The organism is Streptomyces sp. NPDC002793 (assembly GCF_040295485.1).
Taxonomy (GTDB): Bacteria; Actinomycetota; Actinomycetes; order Streptomycetales; family Streptomycetaceae; genus Streptomyces.
This window is the reverse complement of sequence record NZ_JBEOVL010000020.1, coordinates 60,520-79,021: the sequence shown is the minus strand read 5'-3', so window position 1 is coordinate 79,021 and position 18,502 is coordinate 60,520. Positions and strand designations below refer to the sequence as shown.

Here is an 18,502-nt window from a genome sequence, read left to right as displayed (position 1 = left end):
TGCGTGGTGCCGTCCGGGAACGTCGTCGTCAGCTTCCCGTCGTCACCGAGCGAAGTGACCGACCCGTCCGGATTGGTCACCCGCCCACCATCACCCAGGTTCTCCGTGGTGACAGCCCCGTCGGGATGCGTCGTGGTCAACAGACCGCTGTCCGGGTCGAACGTCGTACTGCTGCCGTCCGGGAAGCCGGTGGTCACACCACTGTCGTCGAGCTGGGTGGTACCCCCGGTCGGGGTCTCCAAGGAGCCACCGGAACCGTTGTTCAGGTCCCCGAGACTGCCGAGGTTCCGGGCGATCGCCTCGTTGGCCGCGTCGGTGGCGTTCTTCGTCCCACCCGGACCGTTGTTGAGGCTGCCGAGGTTGCCGAGGTTCTGGGCGACCGGTGGTGCCACTGCCGTGGGGGACTGGTTCTCACCGCCCGGGTTGTTCACGTCGCCGAGGTTGCCGAGCTCCTCGGTGATCGTGTTGTTCAGGTCGTCGGTGCCGCCCTGGCCGTTGAGGTCGCCGAGGTCTCCGTTGCTCTCGGTGACCGGGACGTTCAGCAGCTCGTCGAGGTTTCCGAGGTTCTGCTGGCTGACCGCGCCGGGATCGTTGATCCCGCCGAGGCTCTCCTCCACGGCCTTCTGCTGTTCCTCGGCCTCCCGCTTGGCCTCTTCCTGCTCGCGCCGCTGTTCCTCGCGCAGTTCGTCCTGGTACTTCTTGTCCTCGTCGCGCTGCTGGTTCTGCTCGTTCCGCAGTTCGTCCTGGAGGTTCTTCGCCTCGTCCTGCTCGCGCTGCTGTTCCTCGCGCAGCTCGTCCTGGTACTTCTTGTCCTCGTCGCGCTGCTGGTTCTGCTCGAGCCGCAGTTCGTCCTGGAGGTTCTTCGCCTCCTCCTGCTCGCGCCGCTGTTCCTCGCGCAGCTCGTCCTGGTACTTCTTGTCCTCGTCGCGCTGCCGGTTCTGCTCCTCGCGCAGCTCGTCCTGGTACTTCTTGTTCTCCTCGTTCTGCCGGTTGACCTCCTCCTTCTCCTCCTCGAGCTTCTTCTCCTGGTAGTCCTCCGAAGCCGTGCCGGTCGACTTCGGCTTCGGCACGTTCTCGGAGAAGTCCGCGCCCAGTTCGAGGAAGTGGTTGTTCAGCGTCGACTGCACCGCCCGGGCGGGGGTGACCAGGAACTCGTCGACGCCCTTGTTCCAGATCTCGACCGCCTTGTCACCGACCTTCGCCCAGTTGGCGATGTCGGTGAGGTCGCCGTACTCCGGGTGCACCTGGGAGAACCCGCCCTGCGGGCTGTGGCTGACGGTCGTCATGTAACGGGTGGTGTACGAGGTGATGTCGGTCTTGGCGACGTTGTTCGCGTCCACCCACTGGGCGAGGTCGTCCAGGACGTAGCGCAGCACCCGGTGCGGGTCGTAGTACGAGGACTTGGCCCAGGACAGCCACGCGTCCAGGAGCTTGTCGGCGGCGTCCACCAGGTACGAGCGGCCCAGGGAGAGCGCGCGCGAGTAGACCGTGTTGCCCGTCGCGGTCTCGTTGCCCGTGCCGGCCGAGGAGTTGAAGGTCTCGACATAGGCGTCGTAGTTCTCGCGGATCTTCGTCAGCAGGCTGCGGAAGACCTCCGCCGCCTCGCCCTTCCAGCTGGCGTCGTCCCGGCCGAAGCGGTCCTCCCAGTCCTTGAGCAGCGGCGCGTGGTCCTTGAAGAACTTGGCCGCGTAGTCGAAGGACTCCCCTGTGGTGTTGAAGGAGTTCAGGTCCACCGCGGAGTCTTCGTGCACACCCAGGTTGCTGAAGCGGGCGTCCTGCGTGCCGCCGTTCAGCAGAGAGAGAAGCGCAGCCCGCGGCCCGTTCATGTACTGGGCGAGCGGGATGGTGCTCATCTTGTCCTTGTTGTAGTCCGTGAACTCGTTGCCTTCACGGACCTGGACGTTCGCGACGTCGTCGGAGTCGGCACCGGCGAAGATGATCTCCTCGCCGGCCTTCACCCGGCCCTCGAAGACGATCCGGGCCTGCATGATGGAGCGCTTCTTGCCGCTGTCGAAGAACCAGATGTCGTAGTCCTGGCCCTTGTTCTGCAGGAATCCGGAGTCCTTGACGAGCAGGCCGAGGCTGCGCTCCTTGATGTCCATCCGGAAGAGCTTGCCGCCGTGGTCGGACCGCAGGGTGTCGAAGACGGTCGCACGGTCCGGCACCGGATAGCCGGTGATGTGGGTGACCAGGGTGGCCCAGGTATCGGCCGACGCACCGCCGACGTCATCGTACTTGTCGAGGTTGGCGACGGAGTTGGGATCGTACCGATCGGCCACCGGGCACCCTTTCTGGTCTGTTGTCGTCCGCGTCGGCGCACCGCCCCTTCTTACGGGCGGACGGCCGGGTGTCTCTCACGTGCGTGCGCTGGACGGCCGAGGCACCGCCGGCGCACGCTCCACGCGATCAGGTCTCTTCTGTCTCCGTCGTCCCGCTGGTGAGCGTGTCGACCTCTTCGAAGGTCTGGAGCAGCGTCTGGGCGTCGATCGCGTCCAGGTTCTTGTCCTTGGTCTTGTTGGCCTCTTCGATGGTGTCGGTGAGCGCTTCCTTCAGCTCCTTGAAGAGGTCCATCTGGTCGCCCAGCAGCTTGTCGATGGCCTCGGCCGCCGCGCGGACGCCCTCGACCAGCGTCGGCCCCGAGACCAGGGGCTCGGTGACCATCTTCCCGATGCGCAGGAGCTGCTGGCCCTGTGCGAGGTTCTCCGTGGTGGTGTGCCCGTCGACGAGATGGCCGAGCGGCCGGATGTTGGGCAGTTCGCCCTCCTCGCGGTGCTTCTTCGCCTTGGTGTAGACAGGCTGCACCTCGTTGTCCCGGAAGTTCTCCATCTGTTTGAGGTCGAAATGCTTGACGTCGGCCTTCTCACCAGCCATGGGACGTCCTCCTGCCGTTCGGTACCGGACGGAACACGGGCCGACCGGACGAAGGGTGGTCCGGCCGGCCCCAGGGACCTTCCGTCCGGATCATGCCGGGGCGCCGTGCCCCGCCATGATCCGGACGGGGGGTCTCAACGAGCGCGCACGTTACCCCAGTTGTCGGCGCTCCTGCGCTCGTCACGGGAGTGGTTGTCGTGGATGCTCTGGACCAGCTCACCGCTGTCACCGAGGAGCAGTGCCATGTTCTTGGTGGCCTGGTCCCACTCGGCCTGGACTCCGCGGTACATCGCCTGGTCGTCACCCTCCCAGGACAGGATGAGCGGCTTCAGTCCGTCTTCCAGGTTGTTGAGGGTCGTGATGAGCTGCTGGGTCTGACCCTTCATCTCCTCGATCGTGTTCCGGACCGTGGAGTACTGCACATCGATGATGCCGTCGGCCATGACGTCTCCTCTCGGGGGCCGGGCGCCAAGGGCCCGGGAAGCTCACGGTGCCGGCCTCCCCGAAGGGGGCCGGGTGCCGCGTGGGGGGTGGGGGTGGGGGAAAGGTCAGCGCAGTGCTTCGAAGACGCCCTGACTGGTCTTGCTGTTGAGAACCTCGGTCAGGTCCTGGTTCTCCTTCGCCAGGCGGTCTGCCGAGGTCACGTTCTCCTGGAGCGCGTCGGTCATCTTGCTGATCTGGACGACGACCTTCTGCGCCTCGGCGTTCCAGCTGCGGAAGAGCTTCAGCAGCGCCTGGCCCTCGTCACCGCCGACACCCGAACGCGCCGCGATCTCGGCCACGTTGTTCTGGATCTTCTCTACCGCGGTCCGGGCGGCCTCCAGGGAGGAGACACCTCCCAAGCCCTTGGCATAGTCCGCTTTCCTGCCGGAACCGTCCGCCATGTCACGCTCCCTTCGTTCAGGCGAGTCTCCTCGCACCGTTGCCCGCTGAGGCTAAAGAGAATCCACTGTCCGGCGCAACGTATGCAGGGAAGATTTAGCAAAGGTCAGCTTGCCAGAAACCTGCCGTAGCAATGGAGTTGCGCACCTACCCGCGCGAAAGGTACGCGGTTGCCCCGCTGATCGGGGGCTTCGGGGCGGCTCGTTGTCGGCGAACCGGGCCCGGTCGGGGGACGAACCCTCGCGGGTACGGTCACCGAAAAAGCTTGAGGTAATTCTGAGGTTTCTCGCTTTGCGCGATACACAACCGATTCACCCCAGAGCGACGACGGTTCAACGTAAAGTCATGACGCTCTCCGGGAGGCCGTCCCGCGCGTCGTATACGGTTTTTGCCGGAATTCAGGGTGCGGAGGCGACCGCGCCGGGAGCGCCCTCCGGGGCCGCCTTGTCGCCCTGGTCCGCCTTGGCTCCCTCGGCCTTCCCCTCCTCCTGTCGGGACCGCGCCTCGGTACCGCACCGCGGAGCCGTGACCTTGGCCTTCGCGGCACCGGAGGCGACCGCCGGGTCCAGGTCGGCGCCGGTCGGGAGAGCTGCCAGCAGGGGTGCGGGGACGGAGCCGATGTCTCCTTCCGCATAGCCGAGGGACGCCAGGGAGTCCTTGGCCGAAACTCGGTACTTCACGCCGTTCTCCGCCACCAGATAGGTGGTGCCCGCGTGCGCCGCACCGCTCGCGTGCAGGGCCCGGACCAGAGCTCCGCGCCCGGGCCTCACCACCGTGGCGTCCGTCCTGACACAGGCCTCCTCCAGTGGCTGAGCCGTTCCCTCCGCCACGGCGACCGGGGCGAGCTCGGCGAGCGGGACCAGCACCGACTTGATCCGCGCACCGCTGTCGCCGCCGTCCACCTGGGCACAGAGCGCCGTACCACGCGGCGTCGACTGCGGGGCGGGGGGCGTGTCCGGCAGTTCGGCGGACCCCGCGGTGCCCGAGCCCTTCGCCCTGTGCTGCCGCAGCGCGTCCGCGCCGACCACATGGGCCTCGGGCGACCGCCCTTCGTAGGCGTCCTTCTGGGTGGCCGGGTCGCCCAGCACCAGCGCGGCGCCGAGCCGGGTCAGCGGCACCAGGCCGTCCTCCCGCAGCAGGTGGTACGTGCTGCCTCCGCCGACCACGCTGACCTTGAACAGCTGACCGATCCGGCTGGCCTCGCCGCCGAGCACCGGCCCCTCCTCACCGCGCCCCTGGACCTCGGGCGGCTTCAGGGCGGGGCCCGGCGCCAGAGCGTCCAGGAAGGCCGCCGAGACCGGCATGGGCTTCTCGGATCCGTACCCGAGGGCGTTACGGGCGTCCGAGTCCTTGTCCAGCGCCAGCCTGCTGCCCCGCCACACCACGTACTCGGTGCGGTCAGGGCCGCTCACGAGAATCCCGCGATCGGCACCCACGCCCCGGGAGTCCAGGGGCGCACCGGCGACCAGGGTGGTGGCACCCGGCTCCTCCACCCCGGTGCCCGTCACGGCACCTGAGGTGCTGGCCACCGCACCTTCCGGCCCGGTGACACACATGTGCCAGGCACCGCCGTCGAGCCGGCCGGGACCGGGCAGGGCGTCCGGGGCGCCGGGGATGCCGGCGGGGGACCCCACCGGAATGTCCTGCAGCGAGGCGGTGGCGACGTCCACGGTCGGCAGGTCGGAGCCGCCGATCAGGCGCGCCGAGGCGTAGTTGCGTACCGGGTGCAGTACGCCGTCGGTGCCGGTCCACAGGTAGCGGGCACCGGTTTCGCGGTTGACCACCAGATTCCTCGCGTCACGCCAGCCGTCGTTGCCGCCGGGGCGCAGCAGCCCGTACACGGTGGCGCCCGCGCCGATCAGGACGGTCACCAGCACCCCGAAGACCACACCTCGGGTGGTGCGCCCGAGCGGGCTCTCCGGGGCGTCCGGGTCAGCCGTCAGCAGACCCGAACTGAGCCTGCCCATCATGAACCCGTGGGCCTGTACCTGGTCGCGCTTGGACTGCACAGCCTCTCCTCAACTCGTGTTCCATGTGTCGGCGTACAGCCGCACTCAGCCGAACAGGCCGCGCAGCCAGCCGAAGAGGCCCGCCACCCAGAGGCTGAGCGGCAGCAGCGCGACGGCGAGGAGGGTGTGCCCCAGCTCCGCCGCACGGCCCCAGTACGGCAGCATCCGACGGCCGGGGACCGTCCATGAGGCGGTCACCAGTCCCGCAGCAGCGGCGAGCAGCACCCCGAAGACCACGATGCGCCCGTCCGCGTCGCTGTCGACCGCCCAGGCCCGGGCGAACAGGAGCAGCCCCAGGATCCCGGGCAGCGCCAGGGTCAGCCGCTGCCCGATGTGCACCAGGCCCCGGCAGTGCAGGAGCAGCAGGAGACTCAGCGCGACTCCCGTCAGCACCTCGGGCAGATCCGGCTTCTCGGCGAGGACCACCAGGGCTCCCGCGGCGATGGCGCCGGTGGCGGCGAAGAGCGCGGTGACCCAGCGTCCGGCCAGCTCGGTGCGTTCGGCGACCTCGTCACCCGCGTAGGGGTCGATGCCCTCCTGGAGCTGTCCGGCGGTGGACGGCAGCGACGGCATCCGCATCCCGGCCAGCTTGAAGGCGAAGGGTGCGACCGTCCCGGCGGCGAGTGCGACCACCGTCGCGACCAGCGCCACCGCGGCCGGGACGTCCAGGCCCGTGTACCCCATCAGGGCCCCCGCGATCGCGGCGGCCACCGCGACCGTCGCGGTTGCCAGCAGGGCCGGGGCGCCGACCGCGGTCGCGGCGAGCGCGAGGACCGCGCCGCCCGCGGCCGCGGCGCCCGCGGCCAGGAGCCGGGCACCCGCGATCCGCCCCGCGTCGGGGCCGGTCAGGTCTCCGCCGGGCAGCACCCAGCCGACCAGCGCCAGGCACGGCGCGACCAGCAGTCCGAGCGCGGTCGCGGAGACGCGGTCACCGACCGCACGGCTGGCGGTGCCGGCGCCCGCGAGCAGGAGCAGCCCGACCACGGCGGCGCAGGCCGCCCTGGAAGCGCCGGAGCCGCTCGTCACGCCCGGCCGGAAGACCAGCACGAGGGCGGTCACCACGGTCGCCACCGCGGCGCCCACCAGCAGGCCACGGGCCGCCCCGGGGAACCAGGTGTGCAGCCGTCGGCCCACGGTCTCGGCTATCCCGTCCACCAGGTCGTCGAGCCGTGCCTCGGGCAGCGCCTCGGTGTGCGGGCGCAGGTAGAGCACGTCGCCGTCGGCCAGCCCGGCGCGCGCCAGGGTGGTCTCCTCGTCGAGCGGGGCGTCGCCCAGCCGCTGCAGCACCCAGCCCGCGTGGTCGAGTCCGGCCTCCTCGGCCTCCTCGCCGACGTAACGAAGCAGTGTGGGCAGCAGATCGGCGACCGGCACGTCGGCGGGCACCGCCAGATCGATGCTGACGCTCGGTGCACGTACGGTCAGGCGGCACGATTCGGCCACCGTGCTGTCGGTCATCAGCTGAACTCTCGTCTTCCGGATGGCTCTTGCAGGAGGACTCCCCAACGAGGGGGGTGTGCGAACAGTACGCAAGGTCCGCGCGGCCGCGAACCGGGGTGCCCGACACGGAATGTGCCTCCGGGCCCGGTGAGGACCGCTCCCGCATGGACAGGCCGTGTTCGGTGAATGCACACTACTGCCTACGACCACCGGGTCGTGCTGCGGACCGGACTCCATTTATCCTGCATGCGGTTGGCTGTCACGGAAGTTGATCGCCCTCACTATCCGCTCGAAACATACATCCGGCGTTCACCGCTCCCCACTCGGGATCCGGAGAATCAGGCGCATCCCGCCCTTTCCACCATCGGGTGCGCCGGAATTTCGGTGCGGGCCGGAAAGTCAGTGAACCGGAGGTTCTGTTCCCTTGAGTGTCGTGCTGTTTCGCCGCCCGGCCCGCAGGCGCGGGCCGGAGATGCCCGAAGGGCAATTGACCCTCCAGGAACCGCCGGTCCTCGCCGAGACGGTTCCCGATACCTCGGCAATTTGGACCTATTTGCCGATGGCCCTGATGTCGGTGTCGATGATGCTGATGTTCCTGCGCCCCGGCGGCGGGAACGGCGTCTTCATGTATCTGGCGATGGGCGTCATGGCGCTCTCCGCCGGTGCCATGCTGCTGGGGCAGCTGATGCGCCGCTCCAGCGAGCGCAAGCAGCGCCTGAAGGGAGAACGCCGCGACTACCTGCGCTACCTCGCGCAGATCCGCAAGCGGGTCCGCACCACCATCGCGGAGCAGCAGCGGGCTCTCGCCTGGCGTCATCCGGAGCCGGCGTCGCTGCGCTCGCTGGCCCGCACCTCGCGGCTGTGGGAACGGCGCCCGGCCGACGAGGACTTCGGCGAGGTCCGGCTCGCGGTCGGTGAGCAGCAGCTCGCCCTCACCCTGAACCCGGTCTCCACCCGCCCGGTGGAGGACCTCGAACCCCTGTGCGCGCACGCCCTGCGCCGCTTCATCCGTGCCTACTCCACCATCCCCGGCCAGCCCCTCGGCCTCTACCTGCGTTCGTCGGCCCGGATCCTGCTGCGCCCCGAGGAGACACCCGACCAGGACTCCGCCGAGCCGGGCGTCCCACCGTCCGCGGAGGCCGGCGTGGGTCCCGGCGACGACCCTGGCACCGAGGCGGTGCGCGCCCTGGTGCGCGCCGTGCTCGGGCAGCTCGCGGTGTTCCACGCGCCCGAGGAACTGTGGATCGCCCTCTGCGTCAGCGACGAACGGCGGCCCGACTGGGAGTGGGCCAAGTGGCTTCCGCACACGCTTGACCCGTACGAGGAGGACGGTGCCGGCCAGGCCCGCCGGATCACCGCCGACCTCACCGAGCTCGACGACCTGCTCGGCGCGGAATTCGCCGAACGCCCCGGTTTCGATCCGGAAGCCCGCCCCGCCCGTGACGAGCCCTACACGATCGTCGTCCTGGACGGCGTCACCGTGCCCGAGGGCCACCGCTGGGAGGGACACGGCTACCGCAACGCCCTGGCCCTCGACATATCCGGGGCGCTGCGCTGGCGCCCCGGCCGCAACACGCTGAGGCTGACCGTCGGCACCGACCAGGTGAGCCTGGTGCGCACGGACCGCAGCCGGAAGGAGCGCTCCGTGCCTCTCGGCCGGCCGGACCGGCTCGGTCTCCTCGGCGCGGAGTCACTGGCCCGGCTGCTCACTCCCCGTCGGATGAGCCTGGGCACCGACATCGCGCAGCCGATGGACACGGACGTGGAGCTGACCACGCTGCTCGGCATCCCCGACCTGCACCGGCACGACCCGCAGACCCTCTTCGACCGGCACACCGGTTCCTCCCGGCTGCGGGTGCCGATCGCGGTCGGCGTCGACGGCCGCCCGGTGGACCTCGACATCAAGGAGTCCGCGCAGGGCGGGATGGGACCGCACGGCATGCTCATCGGTGCCACCGGCTCCGGCAAGAGCGAGCTCCTGCGCACCCTCGTCCTCGGCCTCGCCCTGACCAACTCCTCCGAGACGCTCAACTTCATCCTGGTCGACTTCAAGGGCGGGGCCACCTTCCTCGGTCTGGAGGAACTCCCCCACACCTCCGCCGTCATCACCAACCTCGCCGACGAAGTCGCCCTGGTGGAGCGCATGCAGGACGCGCTGCACGGGGAACTCATCCGCCGGCAGGAGCTCTTGCGCTCCGCCGGCAACTACACCTCCGCCCTGGAGTACGAGCGGGCCCGTGCCGGAGGGGCCTCCCTCGTCCCGCTGCCCAGCCTGTTCGTGGTGGTCGACGAGTTCAGCGAGCTGCTCTCCGCGCACCGGGAATTCATGGACCTGTTCGTGATGATCGGCCGTCTCGGCCGCTCCCTCGGGGTGCACCTGCTGCTCGCGTCGCAGCGCCTGGACGAGGGCCGTATGCACCAGCTCGAGAGCCACCTGTCGTACCGCATCGGCCTGCGCACCTTCTCCGCCATGGAAAGCCGCGGTGTGCTCGGCGTCCCGGACGCCTACGAGCTGCCGGCCCAGCCCGGCAGCGGCTTCCTGAAGTCGGGTGTGGAGTCCCTGACCCGTTTCCGCGCCGCCTACTCCTCCGGGTCGTACCGGCGCCGCACCGGAGCGGTGGTCCAGGCACGGGTGGCCAGCCAGGTGGTGCCGTGGACCAGCGGCTGGGTGGTGCCGCGCACCCTGGACCCCGCTTCCGAGCCCGAGCCGGAGACGGAGGAGACGGGCGACGAGGAGGCACTCCTCGAGGTGGCCCTCGACCGGCTGCGCGACTCGGGTCCCGCCGCGCACCAGGTGTGGCTGCCTCCGCTGGACGAGCCCTCCCCGCTGGACGTCCTGCTGCCCGGCATCACCGCCGACCCGGTGCGCGGGCTCACCGCCACCGGCTGGTCCGGCACCGGCAGGCTGCGGGTCCCCGTCGGCCTGGTCGACAAGCCCTTCGACCAGCGCCGCGACCCGCTGGTCGTGGACCTCTCCGGAGCCGGCGGCCACGTCGCCGTCGCGGGCGGTTCGCAGAGCGGCAAGTCCACGCTCGCCCGCACCCTGATCGCCGCCCTCGCCCTCACCCACACCCCCGCCGAGATCCAGTTCTACTGCCTCGACTTCGGCGGCGGTGGCCTCTCGCAGCTCGCCGCCCTCCCGCACGTCGGCGGCGTCGCGGCACGGCTCAACCCTGAGCGGGTGCAGCGGGCCGTCGCCGAGGTGATGACGCTGCTCGCCCGCCGCGAGCAGTTCTTCGTGGACCACACCCTCGACTCCATGCAGTCCTACCGCCGCCGCCGGGCGGCCGGGGAGTTCCCCGACGAGCCCTTCGGCGACGTGTTCATGGTGGTCGACGGGTGGTCCACGGTCCGCCAGGACTACGACGACCTGATCCCGAAGTTCAACGAACTCGCCGCCCGTGGACTCAACTACGGCATCCACCTGATCATCACGACCACTCGCTGGGTGGAGCTCTCCGCCCAGATCCGTGACCAGGCGGGCACCCGCCTCGAACTGCGGATGGGTGACCCGATGGACTCCGAGATCGACACCCGCAAGGCACGCTCGGTGCCGCGCAGCGGCGGCCGGGGCATCACCGCGGACAGCAAGATGCACTTCCTCGCGGGCCTGCCCCGCCTGGACGGCAGCGGTTCACTCGACGACCTCGGTGACGGCGTCACGCACCTGGTCGCCGAGGTCTCCCGGCACTGGCCGGGCGCACCCGCGCCGCAGGTCCGGATGCTGCCGCACCGTCTCCCGCTCGCCGAACTCCCGGCGCCCGAGCCCACCGAGGGCGGCGGCATGCGTCTCGCGCTCGGCATCGACCAGGACGCCCTGGAACCTGTCTGGCACGACTTCAGCCGTACCCCGCACCTGATCGTGGTCGGCGACACCGAGAGCGGCAAGACCAACCTGCTGCGCGCCGTCACCAAGGGCATCACCACCCGCTACACCCCGGAGGAGGCGAAGATCATCGCGGTGGACTACCGCCGCACCCTGGTGGACGCCGTCCCCGAGGAGTACCGCATCGGTCACGTGATCTCCCTGGACAACCTCAAGGAGACCATCGAGGGCGCGGCCCGCGCGATGAAGGGCCGCGTCCCCGGCGCCGACATCGCCCCCGGCCGCATGCGCCGGTGCGACTGGTGGACCGGGCCCCGCCTGTTCGTCCTGGTCGACGACTACGACATGGTCTCCGGCAACTCCTTCCAGAGTCCCTTCGAGCCGCTCTTCGAGAATCTGACCCTCGGATTCGAGATGGGTCTGCATCTGGTCGTCGCCCGCAGCGCCATGGGCGCGGGCCGCGGTCTCAGCGACGGGCTCATCCGCCGGCTCGACGAGGCCAACAACCCCGCCGTCCTGCTCTCCTGCCCGCCCACGGAGGGCCGCCTCTTCGGCGACGCGAAGCCCCTCAACCTCCCGCCGGGCCGGGCCCTCCACATCGCCCGCCGCCGGCCGCGGTTGATGCAGACGGCGCTGGTGGAGGAGAACCAGCAGCAGGACTGAGAGAACGCGGACGGCGAAACCCCCCTGAGACCGCCTCAGGGGGGTTTCGCCGTCAGGGCGTCAGCTCATTCCGGCGCGGACCCGGCCGCACCAGCCGGGCGCCAGCCCCGGGCGCGGGCCCGGGACAGGGCGAATCCGGCCCAGAGGACGGCGAAGACGGCGGCGGAGCCGAGCAGGACGAAGAAGGTGGCCCTGCCGGTGGCGTGGTCGGCGACGGAGGTGTCGCGGACGGTCACGGGCCCCGCGGCGCGCTCGGTGCCGACGGACGTGGCGGAATCGCCGATGACCGCCGTGACGGCGGCGTAGGCGTCCAGTTGGGGGATGTCGGCGGGGTAAGCGGTGGTGGTCAGACGGCGCACGATGTCATCGGGCGAGTCGTCGGGGTGGGCGGCGCGGACGGCCGCGGCGGCCCCTGCGGCGTACGCGGTGGCCACCGGGACACCGCCGCCGAGGTAGTGGCCCTTGCCACGCGGGCCGCCGGAGACCACCCCGGCGCCCGGGGCGACCAGGTCGATTCCGGCGGTGGGCAGGGAGCTGTCCGGGCGTGCGCCGGCGGGAAGCATGTCGGCGACCGAGAGGACGCCGGGTTCACCGGCCGGCCAGTAGGTGCGGGACGGGATCTCGTCGCTGCCGCCCCGGGACGGCGGGTCCGGGGTGGCCGCGGCGACCACCACCGCGCCCGTACGGCGGGCCTCGGCGACCGCACCGCTCAGCGCCGCGTCCTGGCGCGGCAGCGCCACCGCGACCGCGATCACCGCGGCCCTGGCCGTGGTCGCCGCACGTATCGCGTCCACGACCAGGTCGGGGCTCGCCTGCCCGCGCCGGTCGGTGCCGCGCAGGGCCAGGATCTTCGCACCCGGAGCCACCCCGGCCAGGCGGGGACTGTCCCCGCCGGTCCCGGCGATCAGCCCGGCCAGGAACGTACCGTGCCCGACGCAGTCGTCAGCGGCCGTGCCCTCGGCGGTGACCCTGCCACTGAGCCCCGACGCGTCGGGATCGACACCGGTACCGATCAGCGCGACGAGCACACCCGCACCGGTGCTGTGCCGGTGCAGCCGGTCGAGGTCGAGGCGCTGACGCGACCAGTCCTGCTTCTCCGCCTGCTCGCCGGAGGCCGGGGTGCAGACCACCTCGTCGGCCTCGGGGTCGAGGGCGGAGGGCATACCGGGCAGTTCCTGGCCCTTCTTCCCGTCGGCCGCGGGGACGCGCGAAGGGGACGCCGCCTGCGCCGGGACCGCCACGGGCAGCACCAGTGCGGCGGTCACGCCCGCAAGGGCCAGCAGACGGGCGGCACCGCGTGTGGAAGGACTCATCGGGGTGCCACCTCCGGTGCCGCGGCGGTGACGTCGGCGGGGAGGAGGACGCGGAGGTCGTCCAGGGTGGGCGCGGCCACCGAGCTGAGCCGTCCCGCTTGGCGGGTGACCATCGCTTCGACCACCTGACGGGCCAGTCGGGCGTTGCCGAAGGAACGGTCCCTGGGCATCGCGTCGAAGTACTCCTTGAGCAGAGGACCGGTGCCAGGTCCGCACTCGTAGCCCATGTTCGCCGCCTGTGTGCGGACGATGGTGACCAGCTCCTCCGAGGAGTAGTCGGCGAAGGAGATCCGGCGCGGGAAGCGGGAGGCCAGACCCGGGTTGGAGCCGAGGAAACGCTCCATCTCGTCCGTGTAGCCGGCGACGATGACGACCACCTCGTCGCGGTGGTCCTCCATCAGCTTCAGCAGGGTGTCCACCGCTTCCTGACCGAAGTCGGCGCCGCCGCCGCGTGGGGTGAGGGTGTACGCCTCGTCGATGAACAGCACGCCGCCGCGGGCCCGCTCGAAGACCTCGCGGGTCAGCTGGGCGGTATGACCGATGTAGCGGCCGACCAGGTCGGCGCGGGCCGCCTCGACCAGCTGGCCCCGGTCGAGGACGCCGAGCTGGGTCAGAACCTCTCCGTAGAGGCGGGCGACCGTGGTCTTGCCGGTGCCGGGCGGGCCGGTGAAGACCAGGTGGTTGCTGAGCGAGGGGACCGGCAGACCGGCCGCGGCACGGTGGCGGGCCGTGGTGTTGAGGTTGACCAGATTCGCGACCTCGCGCTTCACCTCGGCCAGGCCGATCATGTCGCCGAGGCGGGTCAGCGGGTCGTCGTCAGGTACGGCGGAGCCCGCGGCCGTGGCGGCAGCGGTGGCGGAGACGTCGTCCGGCAGCAGCAGTCGCAGATCGTGCTCGCCGACCTGCGCCTGCTCGGACAGCCGGACCGCCTGTCTGTCCACCATCTCCTCGAACACGCCGCGTGCGGCGCGGCCGTTCCCGAAACCGGCGTCCCGTGGCATCGCCTCGAAGTGCGCGGCCAGCGCCGCCGCGGTGCCCTCCCCCAGCTCGTACTGGTGCTGGGAGCACATGCTCTCCATGATCGCGACCAGGTCGGGCACCGAGTAGTTCTCGAATTCGACGGTCCGCGAGAAGCGGGAGGCCAGACCCGGGTTGGAGGCGAGGAAGGAGTCCATCTCGCGTGAGTAGCCGGCGGCGACCACCACCACGTCGTCGCGGTGGTCCTCCATCAGCTTCAGCAGGGTGTCCACCGATTCACGGCCGAAGTCGGCGCCTCCGTTGCCGCTGTCGGAGGTGAGCGTGTACGCCTCGTCGATGAACAGGACTCCGCCGAGAGCCCGCTGGAAGGTCTCGGTGGTCTTGATGGCGGTACCGCCGACGATCTGGGCGACCAGGTCGGCGCGTGAGACCTCCACCAGGTGCCCGCTGCGGAGCGAGCCCAGTTCGGCCAGGATCGCGCCGTAGAGGCGGGCGACGGTGGTCTTGCCGGTGCCGGGCGGACCGGCGAAGACGAGGTGCCTGCTCATCGGCGGAGCGGACATGCCGAGTTGTTCACGACGCTGGGCGAGCTGGGTCAGGTTGACCAGGGTGCGCACCTGGTGCTTGACGTTCTCCAGCCCGATCAGCGCGTTCAGTGCGCCGAGCGGACCGTCCGCACGGTCCGTCGGGGGCGCGTCCGCGGCGCCGGACCCGGCCGGGTCGGTGTTCTCGGCGCTGCCGGTGCCCCATGCGTCCCGCTTGCCGTTGCCCACACTGTTCAGGCCCTCCACCGCGAGCCGTTCGCCGGGCGTGGTCTGTACCAGGCCACCGCCCTCGTTCTCCCTGGCGAGGCAGTTGACGACGGAGACCGGTGCGGTGGACTCCACCCGGAAGCCGTCCTGCGCGCCGCCGGTGGCTTCACAGCCGCTGAGCGAGGCCAGGGCGCCCTCGTGGAGCAGGAAGCCGTGCCCCTTGGACGCGTGCACGGCGGTTCGGTTGGCGGTGAGCTCGCCGCCCGCGGCGACCACCACGCCCTCCTCGCCGGAGATCTCGACGCGGAAGTCGCGGACGGTGACGTTGCCGCCGTCCTCCACGATCAGGCCGTTGGTGGCGGTGTCGGAGACCCCTCCGCCGGCCAGGTAGAGGGTGCTGCCGGAGGCCACGCGTACGCCCGCGCCCTTCGGGCGGACGATCTCGCAGTCCTCGACGCGGCCCCGGGCGTCCTTGGCGGTCGCGATGCCGTCGCCGGAGGGCTCCACCAGCCGGGCCCTGCGCAGCAGCGGGTTGGCGCCGCCGGTCACCGCGACGGCCGGAGAGCCGCCGATCACCTCCAGGCGGTCCAGCTCCGGCGCCGAGTCCTCCTCCAGGAGCAGCCCGGGCCCGTCGCAGTCACGGACCGTCAAGCCGGTCAGCGCCGGGGACGCGGCCCCGGCGACGCGGAGCGCCGCGCCCTGCGCGCCGTCCACCCAGCAGTCCTCGAAGGTGCCGCGCGACCGGTCGGTGACCACCACGCCGTGACCGCGTACGCGCGAGACGCGGCAGCGGCGCAGCACCGGGTCGGTGCCCCCGGCCAGTGCGATCCCGTTCCCGGAGGCGCCCGTGACGCGGACGTCCTCCAGCGTCGTACGGCCCTTGCTGCTCAGGTGCACACCGGTGCTGGTGTCGTGCACCACGGTGCGGACCACCGAGACGGAGGAGTCCCCTTCCAGGGCGATGGAGGGCTTGTCGGTGGACGATATGTCGCAGTCCTCGACGCTGCCACGGGCCTCCCCGTTGGCGAGCAGGCCGTTGCCCCGCGCGTCCCGCACCGTGCAGTCGCGGATGCGTGCCTCGCCCTGCTCGGCGAGGACCAGGCCGCTGGTGCCCAGGTGTTCGAGCGTGCAGGACTCCACGGTGGTGGGCTTGGTGGAGGTCACCACGATGCCCGCGCCCTGCGGGTTGCTCACCCGGCAGTTGCGGAGCGCGAGGGAACCCGTCCCGCCGGCCAGCATCGCGGCCCATGCGGCGCCGACGACCTCACAGGAGTCGAACGCGGCCTGACCTCGCCGTACGTCCACGGCCGGCAACTCGGCGTCGCCGCCCCGCAGGGTCAGCTCGGAGAACATCACCGCGTCGGCGCGCAGCGCGACCACGCTGCCTGAGCGCGGCCGTATCTCCACCGTGCCCCGCCCCTCGGCGGCGGTGAGGGTGACCCTGGTGCTGACCACCAGGTTCTCCGCGTACGTTCCTGGCCGGATGCTGATGAGAGCCCCGGTACGAGCTGCGGCGAGTGCCTCACCGATCGTCCGATAGCGGTCCTTGGGACCGACCGACAGTACCTGGCGCGACACGCACCAACCTCCTTGCTACGGCGGCGTCTTCTGCGGACTCCCCCCATTCGCCGGGGGCGCGTGTCGGAAAGCCGACGATGCCATCATGCCTCGTCCCCCGTGTGAACGGTTCAGGGAGTGGTGCTCCCGGCGTCGAGGCGGTGCGTTCAGGTGCTCCACTTCTGGGCGTCGTTGCCCGAGCAGTGCAACAGCTGCAGGGCCGCTCCGTTACGCCGGTCCGCCCCCGCGATGTCGACGCACATGCCGACGACGGTGTTGACCAGGTCATGGCTGCCGTTCAGGGCGAACTGCTGGGCGGGGTTGCCGTTGCACCCGACGATCTGGAGGGGGGTGCCGTCGCTGAAGTTCGCCCCGGCCACGTCCAGGCACATGCCCTCGATGCGGACGGTGCCGTCCGAGGCGAACCGCCACTTCTGCGCGACGCTGTTGTTGCAGTCCCAGACGTGCAGCGCCTTGCCGACACTGAAGTCGTGCTCCGGGACGTCGATGCAACGGCCCGAGAGGTGACTGCGGAAGGAGACGGGGGCGCTGAAGGTGACGCCCGAGGCGGCTTTCGTCGGCTGCTTCGCCTCGGTCTGCTTCTCGGTCCGCTTCTTCGGTTCGTCCTTCGGGGTGGCCTCATCCTTCTTCGGCTCGTCCTCGGACGGGTCCGGTGCCGGGGCCTGCTTCACCGGCTTCGCGGGCGGCTCGACGGGGTCCTTCTTGCCCTCGTCCGAAGAACCGCTCTCGGGGGTGGTCACCGCGAACTCACCCGGGGTCTCCTGCGTACTTCCGTCGAGGACGGTGCCCGCCGCCGCCACGGACGGCTGTTCGGGGCCCTTGTCCTTGTCCCCGGCGAGGAACAGGAACGGCACCGAGACGAGCAGCGCCCCCGCGACCGCCGCACCGGACAGCACCGCTCTGCCGGGCCGGCCCACCGGCCCGGCCTGCGGCTGCGGCCGGCCGATCGCGGTGGCGGTCATGGTGCGCACGAACGCGGGCAGCCGGCTCTGGGCGGCGGCAGCGGCATCGGGGTCCGTCCCGGATCCGGCCGTGGTTCCTGATTCGGCTGTGGCTGTCCCGGATTCGGCCGTGGCCCCGGGCCCGGTGGTCCGGCCCTCTCCCGGTGTCTCCTCACCCTCGGTGGGGTTCTTCGCCGCCGCTCCGGATCCCTTCGCGGCTTCCGGGGCCTCCGTGCCGGCCCTGCCGGCTTTTCCGGGCTCGGCCGGGGCTGAGGTGCTGCCCGGCGCGGCGGTCGTGGTCGGTTCCTCGCCCGCGGAAGGGGCCTCGGAAGATGCCTCGGCGCGAGTCCCCGAGGAGGTGGGGGATTGCTGGGACGAACGCGTCATGGGGTCCTCCCTGTGGAGTGGGGCCAGGATTCGGATGAGCTGTGGGTCCGGTCCGCGGGAGGCTCCGTCACCGTGGCTCCGGTGCGGTCCTCGGCGGCGTGGCCGGGCACCGGGTCCGGAAGGCTGTCCGCCGGCACGAGAAGCGGAGCCGCCGCCCCGGCGTTGACCAAGAGCATGGTGCCGGGCTCCTCCAGCGTGTGGGCCAGTTCCCGGGCCTGGACGGTGTCGTGGTGAAGTGTGGCGGGCATCAACTCATGGAAGGGTGAGGTGAACAGCAGGACAACCGGCGCACCGTCCCGCCCGGCTGCCGTGAGCGGCCCGCCGTCCGGCCCGCGCGCCACGGTCACGTCCGTCTCCGCGAGCGCCTCGATGGCGGCTTCCACGGAGCCGTAGCCGGTGGCGGCGCGCTGCGCGGCGGCGTCCACCGGGTCGGTGGGCTCCGGCCAGCCGAGAACCCTCGCCGAGGGCCGGTACGCCGGATTGGCCCGGTACTCCCCCACGCTCCCGCTGTCGTCGGACTGCCACTCGCCCAGCACCGCCCACTCCGGCGGCGTCCGCTCCTCGGTCCACTCCGGGTCCACCACCCCGACCCAGTGCCCCGGGGCCCTACGGGCAGCGGCCTTCACCGCCTCGGGTATGCCGTCGATGCCGTCGGCCTCGGAGGTGCCGGGGCCTGAGGTATGGGGAAGGACGAACGGGGCCTCGTCCACACCCTCTTGCCGTTCTCCGGGCCGCATCTCCACCTGAACTCTTGGGTCTCTGTGCACACGCTCGGGTGCCGGACGGCCCGTGGACGCACTCCGACACTGCTCAGAACGGGGGTCAACAGGATGACATACGAGCGCTGCTCGTGGGTGGTCGCCTC

11 protein-coding genes are annotated in these 18,502 nt (G+C 71.0%); 1 reads left to right on the top strand and 10 read right to left on the bottom strand.

Annotated features, from left to right (window positions below):
- The 6 genes from ABT001_RS20920 to eccD all read right to left on the bottom strand — a co-directional run.
- A partial coding sequence (locus ABT001_RS20920; protein WP_351279564.1) for an AAWKG family protein occupies positions 1-2,279 on the bottom strand: 2,279 nt, incomplete at its 3' end.
- Positions 2,280-2,406: 127 nt separating this feature from the next.
- Positions 2,407-2,871, bottom strand: a complete 465-nt coding sequence (locus ABT001_RS20915; RefSeq protein WP_351279562.1) for a type VII secretion system-associated protein — start codon at positions 2,869-2,871, stop codon at positions 2,407-2,409.
- 134 nt (positions 2,872-3,005) lie between these two features.
- Entirely contained in the window at positions 3,006-3,314 is a 309-nt protein-coding gene (locus ABT001_RS20910) for a WXG100 family type VII secretion target (RefSeq protein ID WP_351279560.1), read from the bottom strand.
- Between the two features lie 105 nt (positions 3,315-3,419).
- Positions 3,420-3,755 (bottom strand): hypothetical protein, encoded by a 336-nt coding sequence (locus ABT001_RS20905; protein ID WP_351279557.1) that lies wholly within the window; start codon positions 3,753-3,755, stop codon positions 3,420-3,422.
- Positions 3,756-4,151: 396 nt separating this feature from the next.
- Complete coding sequence (eccB, locus tag ABT001_RS20900; RefSeq protein WP_351279555.1) at positions 4,152-5,762, bottom strand: type VII secretion protein EccB; 1,611 nt, start codon at positions 5,760-5,762, stop codon at positions 4,152-4,154.
- A gap of 45 nt (positions 5,763-5,807) precedes the next feature.
- Positions 5,808-7,217, bottom strand: a complete 1,410-nt coding sequence (gene eccD, locus ABT001_RS20895) for a type VII secretion integral membrane protein EccD (RefSeq protein WP_351279552.1) — start codon at positions 7,215-7,217, stop codon at positions 5,808-5,810.
- 406 nt (positions 7,218-7,623) lie between these two features.
- Between eccD and eccCa the strand changes: the two genes are divergently transcribed.
- On the top strand, positions 7,624-11,688 hold the full coding sequence (gene eccCa / locus ABT001_RS20890) for a type VII secretion protein EccCa (protein ID WP_351279550.1): 4,065 nt from the start codon (positions 7,624-7,626) through the stop codon (positions 11,686-11,688).
- A 65-nt stretch (positions 11,689-11,753) separates the two neighbouring features.
- On the opposite strand, the gene ABT001_RS20885 is transcribed toward eccCa, so the two are convergent.
- From ABT001_RS20885 to ABT001_RS20870, 4 genes are all read right to left on the bottom strand, one after another.
- Positions 11,754-13,001: a S8 family serine peptidase gene (locus ABT001_RS20885; RefSeq protein WP_351279547.1), complete on the bottom strand. Its 1,248-nt coding sequence runs from the start codon at positions 12,999-13,001 to the stop codon at positions 11,754-11,756.
- Complete coding sequence (locus ABT001_RS20880; RefSeq protein ID WP_351279545.1) at positions 12,998-16,309, bottom strand: right-handed parallel beta-helix repeat-containing protein; 3,312 nt, start codon at positions 16,307-16,309, stop codon at positions 12,998-13,000. Before ABT001_RS20880 ends, ABT001_RS20885 begins: the two co-directional genes overlap by 4 nt.
- 146 nt (positions 16,310-16,455) lie before the next feature.
- The gene (locus ABT001_RS20875; RefSeq protein WP_351279543.1) at positions 16,456-17,637 is read right to left on the bottom strand and encodes a ricin-type beta-trefoil lectin domain protein; all 1,182 of its coding nucleotides are present in this window, start codon (positions 17,635-17,637) and stop codon (positions 16,456-16,458) included.
- Positions 17,634-18,374 carry a type VII secretion system-associated protein gene (locus ABT001_RS20870; RefSeq protein WP_351279627.1) on the bottom strand — a complete coding sequence of 247 codons (741 nt, stop codon included), beginning with the start codon at positions 18,372-18,374 and terminating at the stop codon, positions 17,634-17,636. The genes ABT001_RS20875 and ABT001_RS20870 overlap by 4 nt, the downstream gene beginning before the upstream one ends.
- Positions 18,375-18,502: the final 128 nt, after the last annotated feature.